The following is a 26,212-nucleotide window of genomic DNA, read 5'->3' as shown; positions in this document are numbered from 1 at the left end:
CGGTCCCGGCCGGAGAGCTGCGGTCGGCCCCAGGGGGTGGTGGTGGGCCCGGCCCGTGCCGTCGGGTCCGTCAGGTCGGCAGGCTCCGGCCGGGGGCCGGGCGGCCCGTGGCGACGGCGTAGAAGGCGACCGCCGCGGCGGCACCCACGTTCAGGGAGTCGACGCCGTGGGACATCGGGATGCGGACCCATTCGTCGGCGGCGACCAGGGCCTGGGTGGACAGGCCGTCACCCTCGGCGCCGAGCATCAGGGCGACCCGGTCCATCGTGTGCGGAGCCGCCTCGTCGAGGGACCGCGCCTTCTCGTCGGGGGTGAGGGCGAGCAGGGTGAACCCGGCCTCGCGGACCGACTCCAGCCCCTTGGGCCAGGTGTCGAGACGGGCGTAGGGGACGGAGAAGACCGCGCCCATCGAGACCTTCACGCTGCGCCGGTACAGCGGGTCGGCGCAGTCCGGGGAGAGCAGCACCGCATCCATGCCGAGGGCGGCGGCGGAGCGGAAGATCGCGCCGATGTTGGTGTGGTCGTTGACCGACTCCATGACGACGACCCGGCGGGCGGAGCCGAGGAGTTCGGCGGCCGTGGGCAGGGGTTTGCGCTGCATGGAGGCGAGGGCACCGCGGTGGACGTGGTACCCGGTGACGCGTTCGGCGAGGTCCGGGCTGACCGCGTAGACGGGGGCGGGGAGTTCGTCGATGACGTCGCGCATGACGTCGACCCACTTGGCTGACAGCAGCATCGAACGCATCTCGTACCCGGCGTCCTTGGCGCGTCTGATGACCTTCTCGCCCTCCGCGATGAACAGGCCTTCCGCCGGCTCGCGTCTGCGGCGCAGCTCGACGTCGGTCAGACCGGTGTAGTCGCGCAGGCGCGGGTCGTCGGGGTCGTCAACGGTGATGAGATCGGCCACAGGGTGATACTGCCTTGTCCTGGGTGCGGTGCCAACGGCCCGGCACGCGTTCTGTTACCAGCGGTTACGTCGAGGTCGTGCGGCGGTCATGCGGCCCGGTCCGGCCCCACGCCGACGACCGCGCCGATGACGATCACCGCCGGGGGTTTCACGTCCTGGGCGACGACCGTCTCGGCGACCGTGGCCAGGGTCGCGTCCACGCGGCGCTGGGCGGCCGTGGTGCCCTCCTGGACCAGCGCGACCGGGGTGTCCGGGGACTTCCCGTGGGCGACCAGCGTCGCGGCGATCTTCCCTATCTTGTCGACGCCCATGAGGACCACCAGGGTGCCGGTGAGGCGGGCCAGGGCGGCCCAGTCGACCAGAGAGCGCTCGTCGTCGGGGGCCACATGGCCGCTGACCACGGTGAACTCGTGGGCCACCCCGCGGTGGGTGACCGGGATGCCGGCCGCGCCGGGCACGGAGATCGAGCTGGAGATGCCGGGCACCACCGTGCAGGGGATGCCGGCCTCGGCGAGGGCCTGCAACTCCTCCATGCCCCGGCCGAAGACGTACGGGTCGCCGCCCTTGAGGCGGACCACCGACTTGCCCTGCTGGGCGTGCTCGATCAGCGCGTTGTTGATGGCCTCCTGGGCCATGTAGCGGCCGTACGGGATCTTCGCCGCGTCGATCACCTCGACGTGCGGCGGCAGTTCGGCCAGCAGGTCGCGCGGGCCGAGACGGTCGGCGATGACGACGTCCGCCTCGGCGAGCAGGCGGCGTCCGCGCACCGTGATCAGGTCCGGGTCGCCGGGACCGCCGCCGACCAGGGCGACGCCCGGGGTGCGGGTGCGGTGGTGGGGGGCGACCAGGGTTCCGTCGCGCAGGCCCTCGACGACCGCGTCACGGACCGCCGCGGTGTGGCGGGGGTCGCGGCCGCGGGCGTGCGTGGTGAGCACGGCGACCGTGACGCCCTCGCTGTGTCCGGTGGCCGGGGTCCAGGCGGTGGCCGCGTCGGCGTCGTCGGAGCGGACGCACCACACGCGGTGCCGTTCCGCCTCGGCGGAGGCCGTGGTGTTGGCCTCCGGGTCGCTGGTGGCGATCAGCGCGTACCAGGCGCCGGCGAGGTCGCCCTCGGCGTACCGGCGCCGCTCCCAGGTGATCTCCCCGGCGTCCGCCATCGCCTCCACGGACGGGGTGGCCTCGGGCGAGACGAGCACCACGTCGGCGCCCGCCGCGATCAGGGCCGGCAGCCGGCGCTGGGCGACCTGGCCGCCGCCGAGCACGACGACCCTGCGTCCGGTGAGGCGGAGGCCTACGGGGTAGGCGGGGTGTTCGGCCATGGGGCGCGACTCCTCGTGCAGCTGAGGGACGGGGGCGCGCTGCACCTTCGGAGCGGCCCTGACGTGCGGATTTTAGCTGTGGACAGGGCGGACGGCACGGGTGGTCCGGAAGCTGGGCACCGGACCACCCGGGCGCGGGTGCCTACTTCTCGGTGACGCCCGCCGAGTCGAACGTCGCCACCTCGTGCATCGCCCTGGCGGTGCTCTGCACCAGCGGCAGGGCGAGCAGCGCGCCCGTGCCCTCGCCGAGGCGCAGGTCGAGGTCGACGAGCGGGCGCAGGCCCAGCTTGTTGAGGGCGGCCACATGGCCGGGCTCGGCGCTGCGGTGGCCGGCGATGCACGCGGCGAGGACCTCGGGGGCGATGGCCCGGGCCACCAGGGCGGCGGCGCCGGCGCTGACCCCGTCCAGGATCACCGGGGTGCGCAGGGAGGCGCCGCCCAGCAGCAGGCCGACCATCGCGGCGTGTTCGAGACCGCCGATCGCCGATAGGACACCGATCGGGTCGGCCGGGTCCGGCTGGTGGAGCTCCAGCGCCCGGCGCACCACCTCGGTCTTGCGGGCGAGCGTCTCGTCGTTGATGCCGGTGCCGCGGCCGGTGACCTCGGAGGGGTCGGCGCCGGTGTAGACGGAGATCAGGGCGGCCGAGGCGGTGGTGTTGGCGATGCCCATCTCGCCGGTGAGCAGCGCCTTGTTGCCGGCCGCGACGAGGTCGCGGGCCGTCTCGATGCCCACTTCGATGGCCTGCCGGCACTCCTCGCGGGTCATCGCGGGGCCGGTGGTCATGTCGGACGTCCCGGCGCGCACCTTGCGCGGCAGCAGGCCGGGGGTGGCGGGCAGGTCGGCGGCGACACCGACGTCCACGATGCAGACCTCGGCCCCCACCTGGTGGGCGAAGGCGTTGCAGACCGCTCCTCCGCCGAGGAAGTTGGCCACCATCTGGGCGGTGACCTCCTGCGGCCAGGGGGTGACGCCCTGGGCGTGCACACCGTGGTCGCCGGCGAAGATCGCGACGGCGGCGGGCTCCGGGATCGGCGGCGGGCACTGCCTCGACAGGCCGGACAGCTGGGCGGAGATGATCTCCAGCATGCCGAGCGCGCCGGCCGGCTTGGTCATGCGCTTCTGCCGCTCCCAGGCCTCGCCGAGCGCCTTGGCGTCCAGCGGGCGGATCTGGGCCACGGTCTCGGCGAGCAGGTCGTGCGGTTCCTCGCCGGGCAGGGCGCGGCGGCCGTACGTCTCCTCGTGGACGACCCAGGACAGCGGGCGGCGCTTGGACCAGCCCGCCTGCAGCAGCTCGGGCTCGTCCGGGAACTCGTCGACGTACCCGACGCACAGGTAGGCGATGACCTCCAGGTGCTCGGGCAGGCCGAGGCAGCGGACCATCTCCCGCTCGTCGAAGAAGCTGACCCAGCCGACGCCGAGCCCCTCGGCGCGGGCCGCGAGCCACAGGTTCTCCACCGCGAGGGCGGCGGAGTACGGGGCCATCTGCGGCTGGGTGTGGCGGCCGAGAGTGTGGCGGCCGCCCCGGGTGGGATCGGCGGTGACGACGATGTTCACCGGGGTGTCGAGGATGGCCTCGATCTTCAGTTCCTTGAACTGCTTGGCCCGGCCCTTGGGCAGCGACTTGGCGTACGCCTCGCGCTGGCGCATCGCCAGTTCGTGCATGGTGCGGCGGGTGTCGGCGGACCGGATGACGACGAAGTCCCACGGCTGGGAGTGGCCGACGGACGGTGCCGTGTGGGCCGCTTCGAGAACCCTGAGCAGCACCTCGTGGGGGATCGGGTCGCTGCGGAAGCCGTTGCGGATGTCCCGCCGCTCGCGCATGACCTTCAGTACGGCGGCGCGCTCGGCCTCGTCGTAGGCGGGTGCGGCGGGGCCGGTGGACTCCCGGACTTCTTCCACGGCGGCCCTGCTCTCTTCCTCCTGGTCCGCGGCCCTGGTCTCCAGGTCGTCCGGACTCTGTGCGATCTCGGGGTCGGGCTCCGCTTCCGGGGTCGCCGGGGCGGAGGCCGCTTCGCCGCCGCGGGGGGCGGGGACCGGGGCGGTGGCCGCGTGCGGCGCCTGCGGGACGTCCGTGAGACCGGCCACCGGCCCGGGCGTCGCCGGGGCGAGGTGCGGGGTGGTGGGCACCGTGCCCTCGACGGGGACGAACCGGCCGAGCGACTGGTCCGGGTGGCCGTCCGCCGGTCCCCCGGACACCGCAACGCCCTGGGGCGCGCCGTCGGCGGGCAGGTACACGGGGCCCGTCGGAGGCTGGGCGGGCGGCTCGCCGGCGTCGGCGGGAGCGGTGGGCGCCGCCGGGTGGGGTACGGGGACCGCCTGATGTGCTGGGGCCGCGTGCCGCCCCTGGGGGTGCTGCGGCTCGGCGGCCGTCCGCGGCGGGGCGGCGGGTGCCGGGGCGGACACGGTGTCCGGGGTGGGGGGCGCCGGGTCCGTGGTCCGGTCGGCAGCCGGCTCCGCCACGTCCACCGCTGCCGGGTGCGGCTGCGGAGGGGCGGCGTCCGGCAGGGGGTCGGTGGCTACGACGGTGTCGTCGGCCGGCGCGGACGCGACCACGCCGGGTTCCGCGGCGTCGGCCGCGGGCGGGTCGGCGGCGTCGCCGGGCCGGGGGGCGCCGGGCGCGGTTCCCTGGTCGGCGGGGGCACCCTCGGGGTGCCGGGCGTTCTGCGTGTCCCCGGGGGACTGCATGGCCTGGGGGCTCTGGCCGGCGTTCGCGGTCGATGCGGTCGACGCGGTGGGCGGCGCCGTTGCGTCCGTGGGGCCGGTGGCGGTGGGCGCGGTGGCCTCGGCGGTCGGAACGGCAGCGGTCGGAACGGCAGCGGTGGCTTCCGGCGCGCCGGTCACCTCGGCCTGACCGGTGTCAGCGGCCCCGCTCGCGGTGTCGGCGCCGGCGGTGGCGTCGGGAGCGCCCGGGGCTTCGGCCCGGACAGCATCGGCGGCAGCCGCGGCCCCGGCTGCGCCGACGGCGGCTTCCGGTGCGCCGGCCGGCTCGGCCTGGGCGGCGTCGGCCATCGCTCCTCCCTCAGCGGCGGGAACGGCAGCGGGGGCGGACACGGGTACGTCGGTCCCGCCTGCCGGGACACCCTCCCCGGCCACCGGGGCTTCGGGGTGGGCGGGAGCGGCAGGCGCGTCAGCGGGCTCGGCTGCGGTGGCGGGCCGAGCGCCGGCATCGTCGGGGGCGCCGGAAACGGCTGGTGCGACTCCCGGCGTGCCGGCCACCTCGCCCTCGGCGGTTCCGGCGGCGGGGGCTTCGGGCTCGGCAGCCGCCGCGGGGGGTGGCTCGACGGCCGCGTCGGACGGCACGGAGGCAGGCGGGGTGGCCGCCGCCGGGTCGGTGGCGTGGGCGTCGGCGGTCACCGGCGCGGCGGGCGCCGCCTCGGATGTCGCGGTCTCGGGGACCGGCGCGGCCTCGGATGCCGCAGCCGCGGGGACCGGCGCCGCCTCGGGTGTCGCTGCGCCAGGGGCCTGCGCGGCCCCGGTCAGCTGGGCCCCGGCCGCTTCGGCAGCGGTGTCCCCGGGTGCGGAAGCCGCGTCAGCCTCGGGCGCCGGCGACCCGTCGGGGCCCGCGTCACGCGGAGCCTGTGCGTCCTCGGCGGGCACTGCCTGCACGGCAGCGGCCTCCTCGCCGCCCTGGGTGGCCGGTTCACCGCCGGGCGTGGCCGCCCCGGCGACCGCCTGCGGGGGCTCGACAGCGTCCGCCGCAGCGGCCTGCGCCATCGGCGCGTCACCGGCCGGCGCGCCCTCCGTCGCCGCCTCCTGGGCGTCACCGGCCGGCGCGAGTGCCGAGCCGGCCTGTCCGTCCGGCGTGCCAGGCTGTCCGTCCGGCGAGCCGTCAGCCGTCATCGACTCGGTGACCTGAGCGCTCTGCGCGCCCTGAGCGTCCTGAACCGTCGGGGCGGCCTGCGAGTCCTGTCCCGCCCCCGGCGCATCCGCCTGCGGAGCCTCGGTCGAAAGGCCGTCGGCGCCCTGCGCGTTCTCGGCCGCGACCACCCCGGCGGCCCGGTCCGAGTCCCCGGTCTCAGCCTGGGGAGCTTGGTCGGCGAGCGCCTGGTCGGCGGCGGCCGACCGCTCGGCGGGGGCCGGGTCCGCGGCAGGAGGCCGCTCGGCGACAGCGGCCGGTGCGCCCTCGGCGGGAACCGCGGCGTCCGTCGCGACCGCCCCGGGCTGGGCAGTGCCCGCACCGCCCCGTTCCTGACCCTGCTCGCCCGGCGAGGCCGCGTCGGCCTGGCCGGGAACGTCTGTCGGTTCCGGTGCGGTACCCGCCGCCCCGGCCGGTCCGCTCGGCTGCGCGGTCTCGGCGACCGGCCGGCCGGGAGCGCCGGCGGCGGGGACGCCCGGCTCCGGCGCCTGCTCCCCGGCCTGCGCGGGCCCCTCTGCCGGAACGGCGGCGGTACCGGACTCCGGCACCCCGTCCGCGACCTGTCCGGCCGGCTCACCCGGCACGGCGACGGTGGCCGTCGGCACGTCCCCGGCCTGAGCCGGCTCCTCGCCCGGCACGGCGGCGGCCCCGGACGGCGGCGCGCCTTCCGCGCTCCGCCCGCCTCCCTGAGCCGGCGCCTCCTCGGCGCCGGTCCCGGGCTCCTCGCCCACGGTCTCGGCGGCCTCCGCGGTTCCCTCGGCCGGAGGAGCGGTGGCGGTCGTCGGGGGAACCTCACCCCGGGGAGCGGTCGCGGCGACGGCCTCGGTGGCGACACGGGCCACCAGGGCCTGGGCGGCGCCGGCCGGCTCGGGGCGCGGTGCGCCCGGGTCAACCGTTTCGGCAGCCGTCCCCACGGGAGCGGCCTGTCCCGGAGCGACCGCCCCGGGAACCGCCGTGGCCTGGGGGCCCCAGGGCGCGCCGCCGGGGACGTCGAGGTACTCGGTACCGGCCGCCGGACTGCCCGGCTGGCGTACCGGCACGTCGGCGGGGCCGCGGTCGGCGAGGGAGCGCACGGGGCTCGCGGAGGCGTTGGGGATCGGCGGGCCGAGGTGCCGCGGGCGGCGCGGCGTGGTCGGCGGGATCGGCACGGTCGGGGCCGTGGGCGGGGTGGCGGAGGCCGGTCCGGGCAGCCGGACGGCGCTGAGGTCGACGGAGCCGCTGTCGCGCCCGGACATCTCGTGCGGGCCGGGCTCGTGGACGGGCCGGTGCACGGCCTCGACGACCGGCTCGGGGGCCGGCGGTGGCACCTCGTTGCCCCAGGCGCCGCCGGAGCCGGGCAACAGCAGGTCCTCGTCCTCGGAGGTGGTCTCGGAGAGGTAGGCGTACGCACCGGGCGCCTGGACACCCGGCTGCTCCACCGCGCCTGCGTTCTCCGGCAGCCCCTCGCCCGGAACCTGGCCGGTGTCGGTCATGCGTACCCCTCGCCCATCGGTTAGTGCTTCTACGACCAGCTCGCCCGGAACGGCGCACCGACCGCCCCGTAGTGAAGAACGAGCGTCCGTGCCCAGCGGCACGAACGACCCGCCGTAAAAGACGACAAAGCCATTCAGTGGCATTGTCGCGGCCGTTCCGCCGTCGCGACAGCATGATCCGCGACGCTCCGCTGTGGACTGCGCCACGTTGCGCGTCCTCCGGTTCTGCCGTACCACACACCCCCCAAAACAGATGTGTTTTCCGGACATTGACCGACGAGGTGCCGGGTGCCCGAAAGCGGTACGACGATCGGCCAGCCTACCGCGCGCGATACGACAACAGGATCACGGGGCGCGATCCGGCAGAACCCCGCTGAGCAGGAACGCGACGCTCCGCTCCGTCTCCGTCCAGGCCCGCGTGTCGAGTTCGACGGACTGCAGCAGGGCGCACTCCACGCGGTAGCCGCGCTCGTCCAGATCGCGGCCGACGCGTTCGGCGGCGTCGCGGGACATGGCGTGGGTGACGATGCGCTGCGGGCGGCGGTCGGCGACCGCGGAGACGACGGCCGCTCCGCCACCGCCGACCCGGACGACATCCGGTTCGGGCAGGTTCTCCAGCACGTGCGGGGCGGTGCCGTGGACGACCTGGAGCTGCACGCCGAGGTGGCGGGCGGCGGCGTCGGTGCGGGAGCAGGCTGCCGGGTCACGGTCGACGGCGAGCACGGCGGCGCCGGCCCGCGCGGCCTCGGCGGCGAACGCGCCGCTGCCGCAGCCGATGTCCCAGACGAGGTCGCCGACGCGTGGGCCGAGGCGGGCGAGTTGGGCGGCGCGCAGCCGCTCGGTCTCGCCCTCGCCGAGGCCACCGCCGTAGGTGTGGTCGGGCAGGGTCCAGCCGCGCGGTCCGGCGGCCGGGTCGCGGCCGGCGATCCACTCGCCGCCGTCGCGGGAGGTGACGGGGCCGCCGATGACGATGACGACGTTGGGGTCGCGCCAGGTGTGGTCGGCGGCCTTGTCGGAGGTGACGACGCTGACCTGTTCGCGGGTGGTGCCGAGTTCCTCGCAGACGACGAAGGTGCGGTGGACGCCTTCGAGCAGCAGTCCGAGTTCGGCGGGGCCGGCGCCCGGGGAGGTGAGGACGGCCACCTTGGGGTGGGCGCGGCACACGTTCACCGCGCGGCGCAGCGTGCGGCGGTGGGCGACGACCACCTGGGCGTCGTCCCAGGGCATCCCGGCGCGGGCGAACGCGGCGGCCACCGAGGACACGGCGGGGACGACCTCGACCTCCAGGCCGAACTCGGGGGCGCGCAGAGTCCGTACGACGCCGAAGAAGCCGGGGTCGCCGTCGGCGAGGACGACGGCGGTGCCGCGGTGGGCGGCGACGCGCCGGGCGGCGAGGGCGACACTGCCGAGCCGGATGCGTTCGGCGGCGGCGGGCACCTCGGGCAGTGCCAGGTGGTGGGCGGCACCGGCCACCAGGGTGGCGGCGCCGAGGGCGGAGCGTGCCGCGGCGGTCAGCGGTGAGCCGTCCCAGCCGATCACCGTGACGCGGTCGGCCATCGTCGTCAGTCTCCAGGGATGTCGCGCGGGTCGTCGGGGCGGGCTTGGTGAGGGTACCCCGGCCGGGCGGGCGGGGCGCGGCGGCCCGGGACCTGACCCGAAGGTCAGTTCCAGTCGGTGTAGGAGGCGTACCCGCCGCTCTCGGCGAGCTGCTCGGCCGTGCCCTCCAGGTCCTCCGGGAGCAGGCTCCACACGATGTAGTCGGTGCGCACCTCGCTCCAGGTGCCGTTCTCGGCTCTGACCCGGGCTATGCAGGCGTTGCGCAGCACGCCCTCGCTGATGCAGCCGATCTTCTGGGCGACCTGCTGGGAGGCGGTGTTGTCGGCCGCGGTGCGCAGCTCGATCCGTTCGAGCTTCTGGTCGGTGAACAGCCACTGAGCGGTGGCGAGGGCGGCTTCGCAGGCGTAGCCCTCGCCGCGGGCCCAGGGGGCGACGATGTACGACAGCTCGGTGGAGCGGACGTGCCAGTCGGTGCGGCCCAGTTGGATGAGCCCGACCAGACGCTGGGTCAGGAACTCGGTGACGGCGAGGTGCAGGCCGCGGCCGGCGGTGCGTTCGGTGGGCGCCCGGTCGGTGATCCAGTCGCGGGCCGTTTCCTCGGTGAACGGCTGGGGCGCGCCGGTCCAGGCACCGACCTGTTCGTCGTTCATCATCGCGGCCAGCGCGGGCACGTCGTCCTCGTCGAGGGGACGCAGCACCAACCGCTCCGTGCTGATGGAGATGGTGGGGAAGGTGCTCGTCATGCGCCGCTCCGTAACCTTCGGAAAGCCTTCAGGGCCTGCTGAACTGCCCAGCATGCAGCATGAAAGCACTGAACCGCACCACGGGGTCCGCCCGTTGTGAACGAGCGGACCCCAGGTGGGGTGACACCGGGTCAGAAGGCCGCGACGACCGCACCGTCGTACTTGTCCTGGATGAACTTCTTCACCTCGGGGGAGGTGAGGAGTTCGGCCAGCTTCCGGACGGCCTCGTCGTTCTCGTGGCCCTTCTTGACGGCGAGGAAGTTGCCGTAGGGGTTGCCCTCGGGGGACTCGGCGGCGAGGGCGTTCCTCGCGGGGCTGAGGTCGGCCTCCAGGGCGTAGTTGCCGTTGATCACCGCGGCGTCGACGTCGCCGAGCGAGCGCGGCAGCAGGGCCGCCTCCAGTTCCTCGAACTTCAGGCCCTTGGGGTTGGCGGTGACGTCCTTGGGGGTGGCGGCGTAGCCGACGCCGGACTTCAGCCGGATCAGGCCGCGCGCCTCCAGCAGTTTCAGCGCCCGGGCCTCGTTGGTGGTGTCGTTCGGCAGGGCGACCGTGGCGCCCTGTTCGAGGTCCGTGAGCTTCTTGAGCGTCTTGGAGTAGACGCCGAGCGGCTCCAGGTGCACGGTGGCGCCGGGCACGGCCACGATGTCGGTGCCGTTCTTCTGGTTGAAGTCGTCCAGGTAGGGCTGGTGCTGGAAGTAGTTGGCGTCCACCTCGCCCTGCTGCACGGCGGTGTTGGGGGTGACGTAGTCGGTGAACTCCTTCACCTCCAGCTCGAGGCCCGCCTTCTTCGCCAGGTTGTCCTTGACGTAGGTGAGGATCTCGCCCTGGGGGGTGGGGGTGGCGGCGACGGTCAGCGTGTCGTCGGCGGCGGCGTCGGAGCCGGAGCCGCAGGCGGTGAGCCCGAAGGTGAGGGCTCCGGCGAGGACGGCGGTGGTGATCTTGGCGGTGTTACGCACGAAAAGTGCCTTTCCTTGGGTGGTGCGGCCCCGTCGTGGGTGGACGGGGAGTTCTGGGGGGCGGCCTTGCCGGGGTGGGCTCAGACGGCCTTGCCGGGTGCGGGCTCGGCCGGCTCGCCCGGCGTGGCGGCCTTGAGCGGGAGGTGGCCCGGTGCGGGCCGGAAACCGCCGCCGCGCCGGTGCAGGGAGCGGGCCGCGTAGTCGCCGGCGAACTGGATGGCGGAGATGGCGACGGCGAGGATCGCGACGGTGATCCACATCAGGCCGGTCTCGAAGCGCTGGTAGCCGTAGCGGATGGCGATGTCGCCGAGGCCGCCGGCGCCGACCGTGCCGGCCATCGCCGAGTAGCCGATGAGCGCGACGACCGTGGTCGTGGTGGCGGAGACGAGGGAGGGCAGGGCCTCGGGAACGAGGACCTTGCGCACCACCGTCCAGGTGTTGCCGCCCATCGACTGCACCGCCTCGACCAGCCCGCCGTCCACTTCGCGGACGGCCGTCTCGACCAGCCGGGCGAAGAACGGGACGGCCCCCACGGCCAGCGGGACGATCGCGGCGTCCCGGCCGATGGTGGTACCGGTGACCCAGCGGGTGAAGGACATCAGTGCGACCATCAGGATGATGAACGGCAGGGAGCGGGCGACGTTCACGATCTGCCCGGTCACCTTGTTGGCGACGGCGTTCTGCAGCAGTCCGCCCTTGTCGGTGAGGACCAGCAGGATGCCGAGCGGGAGGCCGCCGACGACGGCGACGAGCGTGGCCCAGCCGACCATGTAGAGGGTGTCCCCGCACGCCTCGCCGAGCAGGGGCTGCATCTCGGACCAGGTCACAGTCGGGCGCCTTCCGTCAGCGGGGCCGCCTCACGGCCGGGGATGTCGATCTGCAGGCCCTGCTCGCGCAGGAAGCCGATGGGGACGACGTTGTCCTCGTAGCGGCCGGGCAGCGCGAGGCGCATCCGGCCTATCTGGAGGCCGCCGACGGTGTCGACGGCGGCTCCGAGGATCGATATGTCGATGTTGTAGGTGCGCGAGAGCCGGGAGACGACCGGCTGGGTCGCCGCCTCGCCGTGGAAGGTGACGTCCACGACGGTGCGGTCGGCGCCGGTGGCCTCGCCGCCGACGGGGAAGAGCGCCGAGGCGAGCCGTGAGCCGGGGGTGGCGAGCAGTTCGCCGACCGTCCCGGACTCGACGACGCGGCCCTTCTCCATCAGCGCGGCCGAGTCGCAGACCGATTTCACGACGTCCATCTCGTGGGTGATGAGCAGGACGGTGAGACCGAGCTGCCGATTCAGGTCGCGCAGCAGCTGGAGGATCTGGCGGGTGGTGTCCGGGTCGAGGGCGCTGGTGGCCTCGTCGGACAGGAGCACCTCGGGGTCGCCGGCGAGGGCCCGGGCGATACCGACGCGCTGCTTCTGGCCGCCGGACAACTGGGCCGGGTAGGCCCGGGCCTTGTCGGCGAGGCCGACCAGGTCGAGGAGCTCCAGCGCCTTGGCGGAACGTTCCCTCCTCGACTTGCCGAGGATTTCCAGGGGGAGTTCGACGTTGTCCTGCACGGTTCGCGAGGACAGCAGGTTGAAGTGCTGGAAGACCATGCCGATCCGGCTGCGCGCCCGCCGCAGTTCCCTGCCGGCCCGCGGGCCGCGCCCGGCCAGGGCGGTGAGGTCCTGGCCGGCGACGGTGACCGTGCCGGAGGTGGGGCGTTCGAGCAGGTTCACGCAGCGGATCAGCGAGGACTTGCCGGCGCCGGACTGGCCGATGACGCCGTACACCTCGCCCTTCCGGACGTGCAGGTCGACGCCGTCGAGGGCGACGACCTCGGGGCCGCGGCCGCGGTGAGCCCGGTAGATCTTGGTCAGGCCCGATGTGGTGATCACTGGGTTTCCGTCACTGTCGAGTGCGCGGGCGTGGGTGTGCCCGGGCGCACGGGTGCATACGGTCGGGACGCGACACGTTTCCCCGGCGTGCCGAACCGGGGGGAGAGTGTGCGGGGCGGACGGGCCGTACGGCTCAGGGCGTACGGGAGCGCCGCGGCGCTCGCTTCGGGGCGCGAGCTGGGATGGTGCGGGGGCCCTCTAGAAGGCGCGCATTCGGCACGGGGGACACAGACAACGAGCACCGGGCGGCATGGTCGCCCCGGTCGCGCAGATGCGGTGGCTCGTCGTGGTCATGCGAGCAGTAAAGCAGACGTACGGTCCTGACCCGGCACGCGTTGTCCGCATACTGGACGGTCATGGACAGGGGCAGGGTGGGACGCAGAGCGCGATTGCGACGTCCGCGCCCAGTGCCGACAAGGCCGACAAGCGGTCGGCCGGCGGGGCGGGACCGTCTCGCGGACGACGCCGGACTGTGGCCGACGCCACGGCGACCGGCCCGGGCGCGGGGTGTCCGCCGCGCCGTAATAGGGTCGCTGCATGTTCGATGCCCTGACGCTGGTGACCGGTGTCGCCGCGCTGATCCTCGCCGCGTGGTGCGGCTGGGCGGCCTACCGCGACCAGCCGACGAAGGACTGGCACTTCGCCGGGATGGCCGTGGTCTCGGTGCTGGCGCTGGTGCAGCTGGTGGCCGGGATCGTGCTGCTGGCGCGGGGCGAGAAGCCGGGGCAGGGCACGACGATCTTCGTGGCGTACCTGCTGGGCGCCGTGGCGTGCGTGCCGGCGGCCGGCTTCATGTCGCTGGCCGAGCGGACGCGGTGGGGGTCGGTGACGGTCGCCGCGTCCGGAGTGGTGCTGGCCGTGCTGGAGGTCCGCCTCTATGACATCTGGGGAGGCTGAGGTGACGGCGACGCGGGAGCGGCCGGCGCGGCGACGGCTGATCAGCGGGCCGGGGATGCTGCTGGTGTGGCTCTACGGGGTGATGGTCGTCGGAGCCGTGTCGCGCTCGGTGTACCAGATCGCCACCGAGTTCGACCGGGCGCCGCTCGCGTACTCGCTGTCGGCGGTGGCGGGTGTGGTGTACGGGTTCATCACCTACACCTTGGTGCGCGGCGGGGAGACGGCACGCCGGGTGGCCTCGCTGTGCTGTGCGGCCGAGCTGGCCGGGGTGCTGATCGTCGGTACGTGGACCGTCGTGGATCCGTCGGCGTTCCCCGACGCGACCGTGTGGTCGAAGTACGGCATGGGGTACGTGTTCATCCCGGTGCTGCTGCCGGTCTCCGCCCTGTACTGGCTGCGCAGGGCGCGGGAGCGGCAGGGGGCCTGAAGCGACCTGCGGGGGCGCCGGTGCCGCGCGTCGTGGTCGCCCGCACGGCGTCCCGCGCCCCCGGTGAGAGCTCGTCAGGCCGTCGCCGCGAAAGCCCCCGCCTGCTTCTCCAGGACGATCATCCGTACGCCGTCGGCGCCCTCGGCCGTGCCGACGGTCTCGTACCCCACGCGGCGGTAGAGACGGAGGTTGCCCTCGCTGCGGTGGCCGGTGTGGAGGCGGAACTTCTTGGCGCCGCGCTCCTCGACGAGGGCCGACTCGGCGGCGCGCAGCAGGCGGGCGCCGATGCCGTGGCCCTGGAGGCGGGGGTGGACGCAGAGCTTGCCGATGGCGGCGGCACCGTCCTCGGTGACCTTGCCGCGGACCGAGCCGACCACCTCGTCGCCCAGCCGGGCCACGAAGACGCAGTCGGTGGCGAGTTCCTCGCGGACCGAGTCCAGGGTCTGGACGAGCGGGTCGATGCGGTAGTTGCCGTACAGCGCGGCCTCGCTCTGGAAGCACAGGTACTGCAGCCTGAAGATCTGCTCGGCGTCCCGGTCGGTCGCTGCCGAGATGGTCACGCTCATGCCCATGTGTGCATGCCTCCCGCTCACCTGATCACCTGTTGTACCTCACTCCTATCCCCGCGCTCCGCCCGCCGCAACCTCCGGTGTGAGCAGACGACGCAGACATCCCAGACATCTGGAACGTTCCGGCCCCAGAGAGCCCTGTGAGATACCCAACTCCCCCGCGATCTCCCGGTAGGTGAGGTCTCTCGGCGAGAGCAGTGCCTCGATCAGCCGGGGGCAGCGGCCGGGCAGCCGGCGCACCGCCTCGCGCAGGGCACGGCGGCCGGCGGCCGAGAGAACCAGGTGCTCGGGGTCGCGCCCGCGGTCGTCGGCCGGGTCGATGGCGCTCGGGTGTTCGCGGCGGGCCGTACGGCGGGTGCGGCGGGACTCGGCGCGCACGGTCCGGCGCAGCCAGCGGGGGAGGTCCAGCGGCGGCCCGTCGACGGCGAGCCGTTCCAGGAAGCGGAGCCAGACCGCCTGTTCCAGATCGCCGGGCTCGGTCCCCGTCGCGTGGGCCTCGGCGCCGGCCTCGGCGGCGAGCAGGGGGGTGAGGTCGGCCAGCAGGGCGTGGGCAGGTGCGGTGGGGGGTGGGGTGGGAGTCACACCGGGCACGACGCCGGCGCCCGGGCCGCGGGTTGCCCGGGCGGGCCGGCGTCACCCCAATGGGGGGCGTCAGGCGCGCCGGTGCTCCTCGCGGGCCAGCAGGCCGGTGTCGGGCTGGTCGGTGAAGACGCCGTCGATGCCGGTGGCGAAGTAGGTGCGGTAGGCGCCGAAGACATCGCCGTAGGCGTCCGGGGCGGTGCCCTCGCGGAAGTCCGCGGGCAGGAACGGGTTCTCGTTGCGCATCGTCCAGGGGTGCAGGACCAGGCCGACCGCGTGGGCGTCCCGCACCAGGGTGGTCGGCTCGGTGAGGCGGCCGTCCGCGTCCTTGGGGATGACCAGGTCGAGCGTGGGGCCGATGCCCTGGGCGTAGGAGGCGATCTCGCGCAGGCCCCTGCGGGTGACCAGGTCGGCGACGGTGCGCGGGTCGCCCGCCTCGACGAAGTCCCAGGGGCGGGAGGCGGGGCCGGACAGCAGCACCACGAGCGGGTTGTCGACCAGCCTGTTCAGGCGCTGGATGCTGCTGGGTTCGAAGGACTGCACGATGACCGGGGAGTCACGCCGGTCCTTGCGGTGCCTGCGCAGCAGCTTGGCGACCCGCTCCTCCAGGCCGAGGCCGAGCCGGCGGAAGTAGGTGGGGTGCTTGGTCTCGGGGTAGATCCAGACCTGCCTGCCGCGCTTGCGGGTCTGCTCGTCCTGCCACCTGAGGACCTCCTCGAAGGTGGGGATCTCCCAGCGGCCGTCGTAGAGGGTGTTGTGGGGGCGGTTGGCCGGGATGCGCTCGACCGCGCGCAGCGTCTTGAGCTCGGCGAGCGTGAAGTCCTCGGTGAACCAGCCGGTGACGGAGGTCCCGTCGAGTGTCTTCGTCGTCCTGCGGTCGGCGAACTCGGGATGGTCGGCCACGTCCGTGGTGCCGCCGATCTCCGGTTCGTGACGGCAGACGAGGTGCCCGTCCCTGGTGGGCACCAGGTCGCCCGCCTCGACGATGTCGGCGCCCAGGTCGAGAGCCAGTTCATAGGAGCCGAAGGTGTGTTCGGGACGGTACCCGCTGGCGCCGCGATGGCCGATGATCGTCGGTACCGGAAGGTTCTTCATCCCTCCGCCGTGCCGGGCCCCGGCCGCCCGCGCCGTCCCGGGCAGTCCGAGGACCGCTCCCCCGGTGCCGAGGACGGCCGCGCCCAGCAGGGCCCGCCGTCCGGTCCTGGCCGCTGCCTGCTCGTTCGACTCCTGTGCTGCCATGGGGCCTCCTGCCGTCGGCTCGGGTCGGTGCGCGCCGATCGTAGGGGCGTGGACATGACGCAAGGGAAGCGCCGGGTGGAACGGACGGGTGACGGTGCGTGTCGTTCCAGCCATGTGACGGACCGTGTGACGTGGCGTTTCCTCGACGGTGGTGAAGGCAAGACCGCGTCAATAGTTCGTAAGGCCTCGGTGAACCCCCGGGTACCCGATGTGCGTCACCCCGGGCACCGCGAGTATCGTCCTCACCTGCACAGAGTCATACCGCAATCCCTTGACGTCGGAGGACCCGTTGTCCCGCTTCGCGCTCATCAAGGCAGTGCTCGGACCGGTCATGCGCCTGATGTTCCGCCCACGGGTCGAGGGCGTGGAGAACATTCCCGGCGACGGGCCGGTCATCCTGGCCGGCAACCACCTGACGTTCATCGACTCGATGATCCTGCCCCTGGTCTGCGACCGTCAGGTGTTCTTCATCGGCAAGGACGAGTACGTCACCGGCAAGGGCCTCAAGGGCCGTCTGATGGCCTGGTTCTTCACCGGGGTCGGCATGATCCCCGTCGACCGCGACGGCGGCAAGGGCGGCGTCGCCGCGCTGATGACCGGGCGGCGGATCCTGGACGAGGGCAAGGTGTTCGGCATCTACCCCGAGGGGACGCGCTCGCCCGACGGGCGGCTGTACCGGGGGCGCACCGGGATCGCGCGGCTGACGCTGATGACCGGTGCGCCGGTGGTCCCCTTCGCGATGATCGGGACGGACCGCATCCAGCCGGGCGGGGCCGGGATCCCGCGGCCGTGCCGGGTGACCGTTCGCTTCGGTGAGGCGCTGGAGTTCTCCCGGTACGAGGGGATGGACCGGGACCGCTACGTGCTGCGGGCGGTGACCGACTCGGTGATGACCGAGGTCATGCGGCTGTCCGGGCAGGAGTACGTGGACATGTACGCGACCAAGGCGAAGGCGGCCTAAGGAGCCGTTGCCGGGGCGGCACCAGTGGCGCCGCCCCGCTTCGCTACGGCCGGCTCTCCAGCCGGGCGTCTCGCAGCATGAACCACGCCGCCACCGACGCCGCCAGCAGGACCGTCGCGCCCGCGGCGGCCGCTGTCGTCAAGCCGTCGACGAAGGAGTCGCGGGCCGACGACAGCAGCGCCCGGGCCGTGTCCGGCGGCAGGGCCCGCGCCGTCTCCACCGCGTTGCCGAGGGACTCGTGGGCCTCCGCCGGGGTGCCTGCGGGAGCCGGGAAGCCGCGGTAGACGCCGGTCACGATGGAGCCGAGGACCGCGATGCCGAGGGCCGCGCCGAGTTCGTACGCCGTCTCGGAGACGGCGGAGGCGGCGCCGGCCTTCTCCTTCGAGACCGTGGACAGGATGACGTCGGCGGTCACCGTGAAGGAGAACCCGGCGCCGACGCCGACCACCAGCAGGGCCGCGCCGAGCAGGGGATAGCCGGTCGAGGCGTCCACGGTGGCCAGCGCGGCCAGCGCCAGGCCGACCGCCGCGAGGCCGCCGGAGACCACCGAGCGCACCGAGAACCGGCGAGCCGCGCGGCCGGCCACCAGGCCCGCCGCCACGGCGCCGACGGCCGCCGGGAGCTCGGCCAGGCCCGCCTCGAACGGAGGCCTGCCCTGTACGAGTTGCAGGTACTGGGAGAGGAAGAACACCAGCCCGGACAGGCCCAGGATGGTCAGCAGGTCGGCGAGGACCGCGCCGCTGAAGCCGCGGTCGGTGAACAGCCGCATGTCCAGCAGGGGGTCGGGCAGGGTCAGCTGGCGGCGCACGAAGGCGTACAGCGCGCCCGCGCCCAGCAGGCCCGCGGCCAGGGTGGGCCAGGTGACGCCGTGCGCGGCCGCCTCCTTGACGGCGTACACCAGGCCGATCATGCCGACCAGCGACAGCAGGACACTGGCCGGGTCCCAGGGGCCGGGGTGCGGGTCGCGGGACTCGGGCAGCAGCCGGATGCCGACCACGACGAGGACCGCCATCACGGGCAGGTTGACGAGGAAGACCGAGCCCCACCAGAAGTGCTCCAGCAGGAACCCGCCCGCGATCGGGCCGACCGCCGTGCCCGCGGAGGCCGTGGCGCCCCAGATGCCCACGGCCAGACTGCGTTCGCGCGGGTCGTGGAAGAGGTTGCGGATCAGCGCGAGGGTGGCCGGCATCAGGGTCGCGCCGGCGACTCCGAGCAGCGCACGGGCCGCGATCATCGCCTCGGGGGTGGTGGCGTAGGCGTTCAGCACGGACATCGCGCCGAACGCGGTGGCGCCGCCCAGCAGGATCCGCTTGCGGCCGATGCGGTCGCCGAGACTGCCCATGGAGACCAGCAGACCGGCGATGACGAAGGAGTAGACGTCGCCGATCCACAGCAGCTGCGTGCCGGAGGGCTTCAGGTCCTCACTGATGTACGGGGTGGCCAGGCCGAGGACGGTGGCGTCCACGGCCACCAGCAGCACGGCGAGGACGAGGACGCAGAGCGCGAGCCAGCGGCCCGGGCGCCCCTCCGTCTCCGCCGTGACCGCCGGCCGCAGGGTGCTGGTCATGATTCCTCTCTTCGCAGTGCGCCGCCGAGCAGCAGCTCGGTGGTCATGTGGTGGAAGTCCTTGGGGGCGCCCTTGCCGCTCTGCACGACCCAGGCGCCGGAGGCGAGCAGTCCGAACAGCGCCTCGGTGAGCCACGCCGGCGTCAGGTCGATGCGGAACTCGCCGTCCAGCTGGCCGCGCCGGAACAGGGCGGAGATCCGGTCGTCCATCCGGGACCAGCCCGCGTCGACCTCCTCCCCCTCGAACAGCTGGTTCTCGGTGTAGAGGAAGGCGAGCAGCCCGGCGGCGGGCTCCAGTGCGCGGACCAGGCGCCGTACCGCGTCGGCCGCGGGGCCGTCGTCGATGCGGGCCGCGTCCAGGGCGGCCTCGCACTCGGCGATGCCGAGCGACTCCAGCGCCCGGACGAGCGCGTCCCGCCCGGCGAAGTGCCGGTGCAGGGTGGCCCGGCTGATCCCGGCGGCCTTGGCGACCTCGTCCATGGTCGCGGTGGATCTCCGGGTCAGCAGGGCGGCGGCGCTGCGGAGCACCTGGTCACGATCGACAGCCATGAGACAACCATAACCCATGTGAGACAGTCACGTCTCACAATAGGCGTGCGTGGCTCAGGCTGGGTGGGATGGACGTCCGGTCTTCGGGCGGGACCCGGGGCAGGTGCCGTCAGTGCCAGGGCAGGTACCCGCGCCGCTCCCAGTAGGCGCCGGGCTCCTCCACCAGGGCGGCGAGCCGGGACGCCTGGTCCTCGTCGAGGTCGACGGCCGGGGCGTGCAGGTTCGAGGCGAGCTGGAGCGTGGTGGCGGCGCCGGAGAGGACGACCCCGGCCCACGGCCGGCGCAGGATCACCGCGAGGGCGACCGCGTCGCAGCCCAGGCCGGTCTCCCGCGCCACCGCCTTCAGCGCGTCGGGCGCGTTCGGCTCGGCGAGCCGCCCGTTGGCCATGCCCTCCTTGACGATCACCGTGAGCCCGGCGTCGTACGCTTCGGCGAGCGCGGGGCCGGCCGAGGTCTCCAGGGCGTTGTAGGTCGACTGGACGGTACGGAAGAGGGGTTCGCCGTCGACCGTGACGGCGAGCGCGGCGCGGACGGCGGCGGCCTGGTCGGGGCCACTGGTGGAGAAGCCGACGGTGAGGCCCTCGGCGGCGGCCTCGGCGAGCCGGGCGTGGAGTTCCTTGTCCGTGAGCGCGGGGCTGTCGGGGGTCACGGAGTGGATCTGGTAGAGGTCGAGGCGGTCGCCGAGCAGGGCCCGGCTCTCGGCGCGCTGCCGCTCGTACGTCGCGAGGCCGTGGTCCTTCACCTCGTGCACCTCGGCCTCGGTGGACCAGTCGGCGGTGTAGGAGTAGCCCCACTTGCTGCCGATGACGACGTCGTCGACGTCGGGGCGGGCGCGCAGCCAGTCGGCGAGGAACTCCTCGGAACGGCCGTAGGAGCGGGCGACGTCGAAGTAGCGCACGCCCTGCGCGTAGGCGGCGTCGAGGAGTTCGTGGGTGCGCTCGCGCAGCGCGTCGACGGTGCGGTCCTCGGGCAGGTCGCGGTCCCGGCCCAGATTGATGTAGCCCGGGCGGCCGACGGCGGCCAGCCCCAGGCCGATGTGGCAGGTGGGGGTCGTCGCAGAGGCCAGGCGGGCGAAGGGCATCGCGGGCTCCGTTCGGTCGGTTCCTTGACGCTGCCCGACCAACGTAACCCGCGATGCCCTCACCTCACTTCCTGGCGGTCGCCCACTCGTGCTGGGCCGCGACGTCCGCCTTCACCTCGGCCAGCTGGACGGCGACCGCGCTGGGCGCCGTACCGCCGCGTCCGTCACGGGAGGCCAGGGCGCCGGGGACGTCGAGGACCGTGCGGACCTCGGGGGTGAGGTGGGAGGAGATCTTCGCGAACTGCTCGTCGGTCAGGTCGCCCAGCTCCTTGCCCTCGGCCTCGGCGACCTTCACGCACTCCCCGGCCACCTCGTGCGCCACCCGGAACGGCACGCCCTGCCTGACCAGCCACTCGGCGATGTCGGTGGCCAGCGAGAAGCCGGCCGGCGCCAGTTCCTCCATGCGCTCGCGGTGCACGGTGAGGGTGGCCATCATGCCGGTGAAGGCGGGCAGCAGGACCTCCAGCTGGTCGCAGGAGTCGAACACCGGCTCCTTGTCCTCCTGAAGGTCGCGGTTGTACGCGAGCGGGAGGGCCTTGAGGGTGGCGAGCAGGCCGGTCAGATTGCCGATGAGCCGGCCGCTCTTGCCGCGCGCCAGCTCCGCGATGTCCGGGTTCTTCTTCTGCGGCATGATCGACGAGCCGGTGGAGAAGGCATCGTGCAGGGTCACGAAGGAGAACTCCTTCGTGTTCCAGATGATGATCTCCTCGGCGATCCGGGAGAGGTCGACCCCGATCATCGCGGTGATGAAGGCGAATTCGGCGACGAAGTCGCGCGAGGCCGTGCCGTCGATGGAGTTGGCCGCCGAGCCGTGCTCGAAACCGAGGTCCTGGGCGACCGCCTCCGGGTCCAGGCCCAGGGAGGAGCCGGCGAGCGCGCCCGAGCCGTAGGGCGAGACCGCCGTACGCGCGTCCCACTGGCGCAGCCGCTCGGCGTCCCGGGACAGCGACTGGACGTGCGCGAGGACGTGGTGGGCGAAGAGCACCGGCTGGGCGTGCTGAAGGTGGGTGCGGCCGGGCATCGCCACGTCCGGGTGAGCCTCGGCCAGGCCGATCAGCGCGTCCTGGAGGTCGGCGATCAGACCGCCGATGATCCGGGCGTGGTCGCGCAGGTACATCCGGAAGAGGGTGGCCACCTGGTCGTTGCGGGACCGGCCGGCCCGGAGCTTGCCGCCCAGGTCGGGGCCGAGCCGCTCCAGCAGGCCGCGTTCCAGGGCGGTGTGCACGTCCTCGTCGGCGACGGTGCCGACGAAGGAGCCGTCCGCCACGTCGGCTTCGAGCCGGTCCAGCCCGGCGGTCATCCGGGCCAGCTCGTCCTCGGTGAGCAGCCCCGCCCGGTGCAGCACGCGCGCGTGGGCACGCGAACCGGCGATGTCGTAGGGCGCGAGCCGCCAGTCGAAGTGGACGGACGCGGACAGCTTGGCCAGGGCCTCGGCGGGACCGTCGGCGAAACGGCCGCCCCAGAGCCGGACGTCTCCGCTGTTGCTGCTCACTTGCGCTGCTCCTCGGTGTGTCGACGGACGAACCGCACTTCTGCATGATTATGCAGAGCACTGCATGATTCGTCAATTCCTGCCGGATCCCGCGCCTCTTTGAACGCGGGAAACCGCTTGCTCGTACCTCTCGCCGAACGCAGGCGCCGCGATTCGACCGACGAACCCTCCGACCCGTAGTGAGGCATCCGCATGTCCAGGGCTCTTCCGAAGTACAACAAGCGTCGCGTGGCGTTCATCGGCGGCGCCGCCGCCGTGGTGCTCTCCGGCGCCGTCATCGCCGGTTCCGCCCTCGCCGGGGAGACGTCCGAGAAGAAGGACACCACCGCCGCCCGGACCCTCGCGTCGCCGGGGACGATCAGCTGCCCGGACGTGGCCTCGCGGCTGCCGGACGTGCCGGCCTCCGCACGGGCCGAGGTGGACCGCAACCTCGCCCTTCTCCAGAAGCAGATCCAGGAGGCCAACACGCGCCTGGTCAACACCGTCGGACAGGGCGGCCCCAACTTCGTCGACAACGCCATCCTCGGCCCGCTGCAGGGCAAGCGCGCGTCCACCATCGAGCGGATCGCCATCTCCATCGGGCGCACGGCTGCCAAGCCGCAGGGGCTCGAATCGCTCGCCGGGTGTGTGCTGAACGCCGGGGGCGGGGCGGGGAACGCCGGGGACGGAGCGGGGAACGCCGAGAACAACGGAAACGCGGGCGACAACAACGCCGGCGACATGGGGAACGCGGGGAACAACGGCAACGGCAACGGGAACGCCGGCGGCGGTGCCGGGAACGCGGCCGTCGGCACCATCACCTGCCCGGACGTGGCCTCCCGGCTGCCCGACGTGCCGGCCTCCGCGCAGGCCGAGGTGGACCGCAACCTCGCCCTCCTCCAGAAGCAGATCCAGGAGGCCAACACGCGCCTGGTCAACACCGTCGGACAGGGCGGCCCCAACTTCGTCGACAACGCCATCCTCGGCCCGCTGCAGAGCAAGCGCGTCGCGACGATCAACCGCATCGCCACGGCCATCGGCCGCACGGCGGACCGCCCGCAGGGCCTCGACGCCCTGGCCGGCTGCGCCCTGAACAAGTGATCTGACCGACCCGAGGCCGCCCCGGTGCGTCATACCGCCGGGGCGGCGCTCCGGGGCCGGGCACCGGTGCCCGGGGGCCCGCGTCCGGGGTCCGCGCCCGAGCGAGGGGGGCAAACTCCTTAGACAGATGAAAGATCTTGCCGGATACTCGTCGCTCATGGGAAAGACCCACGAACGCATCGACGGCAGGCTCCGGTCCTTCATCGAGTCGCAGCCGGTCTTCTTCACCGCGACCGCGCCCCTGTCCGGCGACGGCACGGTCAACCTCTCCCCCAAGGGCCTCAAGGGCTCCTTCGCGGTGCTCGACGAGCACACCGTGGCCTATCTGGACTTCGCGGGATCGAACGCGGAGACCGTCGCCCACCTCCGCGAGAACGGGCGGATCACACTGATGTGGTGCGCCTTCCAGGGGCCGCCGAACATCGTGCGGGTGCACGGGCGCGGTGAGCCGGTCTTCCGCGACGACCCCCGCTTCCCCGGGCTCCTCGCCCGCTTCCCGGACATCGACCCCCGCCCGCACGGGCTGCGCGCGATCATCGTCGTCCGCGCCGAACTCGTCCGCGACACCTGCGGCTACGCGGTGCCCTTCATGACCTACGACGCCGACCGCGACCTGCACCGACGGCGCTTCGAACGGGAGGACGACGCCTCGCTCGACGCCTACTTCGGCACGAAGGAGCACATCGCCGTCAGCATGGACGGACTGCCCGGCCTGCCGCTGCCGCTGCCCCCGTCGGTGACCTGAAGCCCGGCCCCCGGCTCCCCGGTCAGGACGCCGACGTGGCCCGGAGCCGTACGGTGAACGTCGTCGACCCCGGCTCGCTGTCCAGCCGCACGCTCCCGTCGTGGGCCGCGACCACCGCCGACACGATCGACAGGCCCAGGCCCGCTCCTCCGCCGGAGGCGTCCACGCGGCGGCGATCGGCACGGGTGAAGCGTTCGAAGACGGTGGGCCGGATCTCGGCGGGGACGCCCGGCCCGTCGTCGTGCACGGTGAGGACCGCCTCCGCGTCCGCCACCCGCAGGGCCACCGTCACCTTGGTGCCCCGGGGCGTGTGCAGACGCGCGTTGGCCAGCAGGTTGGCCACCACCTGGTGCAGACGGTGGGCGTCGCCCTCGACGGTCACCGGCTCCTCGGGCAGCTCCAGTTCCCAGCGGTGGCCGGGACCGGCGGCGCGCGCGTCCGTGACGGCGTCCAGCACCAGGCGGGTCAGATCCACCGGGCGGCGCTCCAGCGGCCGGCCGGCGTCCAGCCGGGCCAGCAGCAGCATCTCGTCGACCATCTCCCCCATCCGGGCCGACTCCGCCGCGATCCGCTCCAGCGCCCGCGTCACCTCCGGGGTCACCGGTCCCGGATGGAGCAGCGCCAGCTCGGCGTGGCCGCGCACCGAGGCCACCGGGGTGCGCAGCTCGTGGCTGGCGTCGGCGGCGAACCGGCGCAGCCGCTCCTCGCTCGCGTGGCGCTTGGTCAGCGCGCCCTCCACATGCCCCAGCATCCGGTTGAAGGCGGCCGCCAGGCGGCCCACCTCGGTGCGCGGATCGGCGTCCGGCACCCGCGGCGGCAGGGCCACCTCGCCGCTGGCCAGCGGCAGTTCGCTGACCCGGGTGGCGGTCGCCGCGACCCGGCTGAGCGGGCGCAGCGACCAGCGCACCCACAGTGCCCCGGCCACGCCGGTGGCGGTGAGCACGATGCCGAAGACGACGCCGGACACCAGCATCAGCCGGTGTCCGGCGGCTTCCACCGGCTCCAGCGGCAACCCGGTGATCATGACATCGCCGTCGAGTCCCCGGACCGCCCTGACCCGGTACTCGTCGAGGCCGGAGAGGCGGATCGTGTGGCCGTGCCCGTCGACGGGCACGGCGGCGAGCCTGCGCTCGTCCCCGGGGGTGAGGCCGGCGTCGAGGTCCGCCGCAGCGTCGCCCGAGCGGATCACCGCCGCGTGCGTCACCTCGCCGTCCACCAGCCGGGCGCCGAAGGTGCCGGTGGCCTGGTGCCGGGTGTCGCCGAGTTCGTCGCCGTCGTGGTCGTCGCGGCCGTCCGGCACTCCGCCGCGCTCCAGGCTCGCGGGGAAGCGGGGGCCGGCCTCGGCGAGCTGCTGGTCGACCCGGCCGGTCAGGAAGCGCTCCAGCTCGACCACGGCCGCCACCCCCACCGCGGCGCTGCCGACGGCCAGCAGCACCACCAGTCCGACGGTCAGCCGGGTCCGCAGCGTGCGCGGCCAGGACGGTGACCAGGACCACCGCGGGGCCCTCACCGCGTCGCCGGCTTCAGCACGTACCCCGCCCCGCGCACGGTGTGGATCAGCGGCTCGCGGCCGGCGTCCACCTTCTTGCGCAGGTAGGAGATGTACAGCTCCACCACGTGGGCGCGGCCGCCGAAGTCGTAGGACCACACCCGGTCGAGGATCTGCGCCTTGCTCAGCACCCGGCGCGGATTGCGCATCAGGAAACGCAGCAGCTCGAACTCGGTCGGTGACAGTTCGATCAGCTCGCCTCCCCGGGTCACCTCGCGGGCCTCCTCGTCCATGACCAGGTCGCCGACGGTCAGCCGGGGTCCCTCCTCGGCCTGGCGGGCCATCCCGGCGCGGCGCAGCAGGCCGCGCAGCCGGGCGACGACCTCCTCCAGGCTGAACGGCTTGGTGACGTAGTCGTCGCCGCCCGCGGTGATCCCGGCGATCCGGTCCTCGACCGCGTCCCGGGCGGTGAGGAACAGCACGCACACGTCCGGACGCACGCCGTGCAGCGCGCGCAGGACGGCGAAGCCGTCGGTGTCGGGGAGCATCACGTCCAGGACGACGGCGTCGGGCAGCAGCTCGCGGGCGGCGGTCAGCGCGCAGGCGCCGTCGCCGGCGGTGCGGACCTGCCAGCCCTCGTAGCGCAGCGCCCCGGAGAGCACCTCGGCGAGGTCGGGGTCGTCGTCGACGACGAGGACGCGCAGCGGGGTGCCGTCGGGGCGGGTCAGGGCGGGGCGCCCGGAGCGAGTGGTGTTCATGGCTGCCTCCAGCATCGCCCCTGGCGGGACCGGTGTGCCTCTGCGGCGGCTCTGAGTTTCCTCTGAGTCCGCCGCGCGGGGTCCCGTTGAGAGGTCCTT

General features: G+C 73.8%; 22 protein-coding genes. 5 read left to right on the top strand and 17 right to left on the bottom strand.

Annotated features, from left to right (window positions below; genetic code table 11):
• Nucleotides 1-70: 70 nt before the first annotated feature.
• The 8 genes from AC3ET3_RS10260 to AC3ET3_RS10225 all read right to left on the bottom strand — a co-directional run bounded on the left by AC3ET3_RS10260 (nucleotide 71) and on the right by AC3ET3_RS10225 (nucleotide 12,681).
• Nucleotides 71-907: a TrmH family RNA methyltransferase gene (locus AC3ET3_RS10260; protein WP_432134456.1), complete on the bottom strand. Its 837-nt coding sequence runs from the start codon at nucleotides 905-907 to the stop codon at nucleotides 71-73.
• A gap of 86 nt (nucleotides 908-993) precedes the next feature.
• Nucleotides 994-2,226 carry a uroporphyrinogen-III C-methyltransferase gene (gene cobA, locus AC3ET3_RS10255; protein ID WP_432155723.1) on the bottom strand — a complete coding sequence of 411 codons (1,233 nt, stop codon included), beginning with the start codon at nucleotides 2,224-2,226 and terminating at the stop codon, nucleotides 994-996.
• A 142-nt stretch (nucleotides 2,227-2,368) separates the two neighbouring features.
• Complete coding sequence (cobT, locus tag AC3ET3_RS10250; RefSeq protein ID WP_435612000.1) at nucleotides 2,369-7,555, bottom strand: nicotinate-nucleotide--dimethylbenzimidazole phosphoribosyltransferase; 5,187 nt, start codon at nucleotides 7,553-7,555, stop codon at nucleotides 2,369-2,371.
• Between the two features lie 345 nt (nucleotides 7,556-7,900).
• Nucleotides 7,901-9,112, bottom strand: a complete 1,212-nt coding sequence (gene cbiE / locus AC3ET3_RS10245) for a precorrin-6y C5,15-methyltransferase (decarboxylating) subunit CbiE (RefSeq protein ID WP_435611999.1) — start codon at nucleotides 9,110-9,112, stop codon at nucleotides 7,901-7,903.
• A gap of 104 nt (nucleotides 9,113-9,216) precedes the next feature.
• A complete protein-coding gene (locus tag AC3ET3_RS10240; RefSeq protein ID WP_432134460.1) occupies nucleotides 9,217-9,855 on the bottom strand; it encodes a GNAT family N-acetyltransferase in 639 nt (212 codons plus the stop codon).
• Between the two features lie 131 nt (nucleotides 9,856-9,986).
• Complete coding sequence (locus tag AC3ET3_RS10235) at nucleotides 9,987-10,811, bottom strand: MetQ/NlpA family ABC transporter substrate-binding protein (protein WP_432134461.1); 825 nt, start codon at nucleotides 10,809-10,811, stop codon at nucleotides 9,987-9,989.
• An 80-nt stretch (nucleotides 10,812-10,891) separates the two neighbouring features.
• Nucleotides 10,892-11,638: a methionine ABC transporter permease gene (locus AC3ET3_RS10230; protein WP_432134462.1), complete on the bottom strand. Its 747-nt coding sequence runs from the start codon at nucleotides 11,636-11,638 to the stop codon at nucleotides 10,892-10,894.
• A complete protein-coding gene (locus AC3ET3_RS10225; RefSeq protein WP_435611998.1) occupies nucleotides 11,635-12,681 on the bottom strand; it encodes a methionine ABC transporter ATP-binding protein in 1,047 nt (348 codons plus the stop codon). The genes AC3ET3_RS10230 and AC3ET3_RS10225 overlap by 4 nt, the downstream gene beginning before the upstream one ends.
• A gap of 537 nt (nucleotides 12,682-13,218) precedes the next feature.
• Here AC3ET3_RS10225 and AC3ET3_RS10220 point away from each other — a divergent pair.
• Nucleotides 13,219-13,578, top strand: a complete 360-nt coding sequence (locus tag AC3ET3_RS10220) for a hypothetical protein (protein WP_432134464.1) — start codon at nucleotides 13,219-13,221, stop codon at nucleotides 13,576-13,578.
• A 1-nt stretch (nucleotide 13,579) separates the two neighbouring features.
• Nucleotides 13,580-14,005 carry a hypothetical protein gene (locus tag AC3ET3_RS10215; protein WP_432134465.1) on the top strand — a complete coding sequence of 142 codons (426 nt, stop codon included), beginning with the start codon at nucleotides 13,580-13,582 and terminating at the stop codon, nucleotides 14,003-14,005.
• 74 nt (nucleotides 14,006-14,079) lie between these two features.
• Here the strand turns inward: AC3ET3_RS10215 and AC3ET3_RS10210 are convergent, their stop codons facing one another.
• The 3 genes from AC3ET3_RS10210 to AC3ET3_RS10200 all read right to left on the bottom strand — a co-directional run bounded on the left by AC3ET3_RS10210 (nucleotide 14,080) and on the right by AC3ET3_RS10200 (nucleotide 16,392).
• A complete protein-coding gene (locus tag AC3ET3_RS10210) occupies nucleotides 14,080-14,577 on the bottom strand; it encodes a GNAT family N-acetyltransferase (protein ID WP_432134466.1) in 498 nt (165 codons plus the stop codon).
• Between the two features lie 45 nt (nucleotides 14,578-14,622).
• The gene (locus AC3ET3_RS10205) at nucleotides 14,623-15,156 is read right to left on the bottom strand and encodes an RNA polymerase sigma factor (RefSeq protein ID WP_432155717.1); all 534 of its coding nucleotides are present in this window, start codon (nucleotides 15,154-15,156) and stop codon (nucleotides 14,623-14,625) included.
• Between the two features lie 69 nt (nucleotides 15,157-15,225).
• Entirely contained in the window at nucleotides 15,226-16,392 is a 1,167-nt protein-coding gene (locus AC3ET3_RS10200) for a glycerophosphodiester phosphodiesterase (protein WP_432134468.1), read from the bottom strand.
• A gap of 289 nt (nucleotides 16,393-16,681) precedes the next feature.
• Here AC3ET3_RS10200 and AC3ET3_RS10195 point away from each other — a divergent pair, with 289 nt between their 5' ends.
• Nucleotides 16,682-17,353 (top strand): lysophospholipid acyltransferase family protein, encoded by a 672-nt coding sequence (locus AC3ET3_RS10195; protein WP_432134629.1) that lies wholly within the window; start codon nucleotides 16,682-16,684, stop codon nucleotides 17,351-17,353.
• A gap of 43 nt (nucleotides 17,354-17,396) precedes the next feature.
• Here the strand turns inward: AC3ET3_RS10195 and AC3ET3_RS10190 are convergent, their stop codons facing one another.
• From AC3ET3_RS10190 to argH, 4 genes are all read right to left on the bottom strand, one after another.
• On the bottom strand, nucleotides 17,397-18,920 hold the full coding sequence (locus AC3ET3_RS10190) for an MFS transporter (protein WP_432134469.1): 1,524 nt from the start codon (nucleotides 18,918-18,920) through the stop codon (nucleotides 17,397-17,399).
• Nucleotides 18,917-19,468 carry a TetR/AcrR family transcriptional regulator gene (locus AC3ET3_RS10185; RefSeq protein ID WP_432134470.1) on the bottom strand — a complete coding sequence of 184 codons (552 nt, stop codon included), beginning with the start codon at nucleotides 19,466-19,468 and terminating at the stop codon, nucleotides 18,917-18,919. The genes AC3ET3_RS10190 and AC3ET3_RS10185 overlap by 4 nt, the downstream gene beginning before the upstream one ends.
• A gap of 109 nt (nucleotides 19,469-19,577) precedes the next feature.
• The gene (locus AC3ET3_RS10180) at nucleotides 19,578-20,549 is read right to left on the bottom strand and encodes an aldo/keto reductase (RefSeq protein ID WP_432134471.1); all 972 of its coding nucleotides are present in this window, start codon (nucleotides 20,547-20,549) and stop codon (nucleotides 19,578-19,580) included.
• Between the two features lie 64 nt (nucleotides 20,550-20,613).
• Nucleotides 20,614-22,041, bottom strand: coding sequence for an argininosuccinate lyase (argH, locus tag AC3ET3_RS10175; RefSeq protein WP_432134472.1), 1,428 nt, complete (start codon nucleotides 22,039-22,041; stop codon nucleotides 20,614-20,616).
• 192 nt (nucleotides 22,042-22,233) lie between these two features.
• Between argH and AC3ET3_RS10170 the strand changes: the two genes are divergently transcribed.
• Nucleotides 22,234-23,121: a hypothetical protein gene (locus AC3ET3_RS10170; protein WP_432134473.1), complete on the top strand. Its 888-nt coding sequence runs from the start codon at nucleotides 22,234-22,236 to the stop codon at nucleotides 23,119-23,121.
• Nucleotides 23,122-23,278: 157 nt separating this feature from the next.
• Nucleotides 23,279-23,866 (top strand): pyridoxamine 5'-phosphate oxidase family protein, encoded by a 588-nt coding sequence (locus AC3ET3_RS10165; RefSeq protein ID WP_432134474.1) that lies wholly within the window; start codon nucleotides 23,279-23,281, stop codon nucleotides 23,864-23,866.
• A gap of 22 nt (nucleotides 23,867-23,888) precedes the next feature.
• Here the strand turns inward: AC3ET3_RS10165 and AC3ET3_RS10160 are convergent, their stop codons facing one another.
• Entirely contained in the window at nucleotides 23,889-25,376 is a 1,488-nt protein-coding gene (locus AC3ET3_RS10160) for a sensor histidine kinase (protein ID WP_435611997.1), read from the bottom strand.
• Nucleotides 25,373-26,113 carry a response regulator transcription factor gene (locus AC3ET3_RS10155; protein ID WP_432155713.1) on the bottom strand — a complete coding sequence of 247 codons (741 nt, stop codon included), beginning with the start codon at nucleotides 26,111-26,113 and terminating at the stop codon, nucleotides 25,373-25,375. The genes AC3ET3_RS10160 and AC3ET3_RS10155 overlap by 4 nt, the downstream gene beginning before the upstream one ends.
• Nucleotides 26,114-26,212 lie beyond the last annotated feature (99 nt).

The organism is Streptomyces sp. bgisy159 (genome assembly GCF_057707805.1).
Note: the sequence above shows the minus strand (reverse complement) of the source record. Positions and strands in the feature narration are given on the sequence as shown.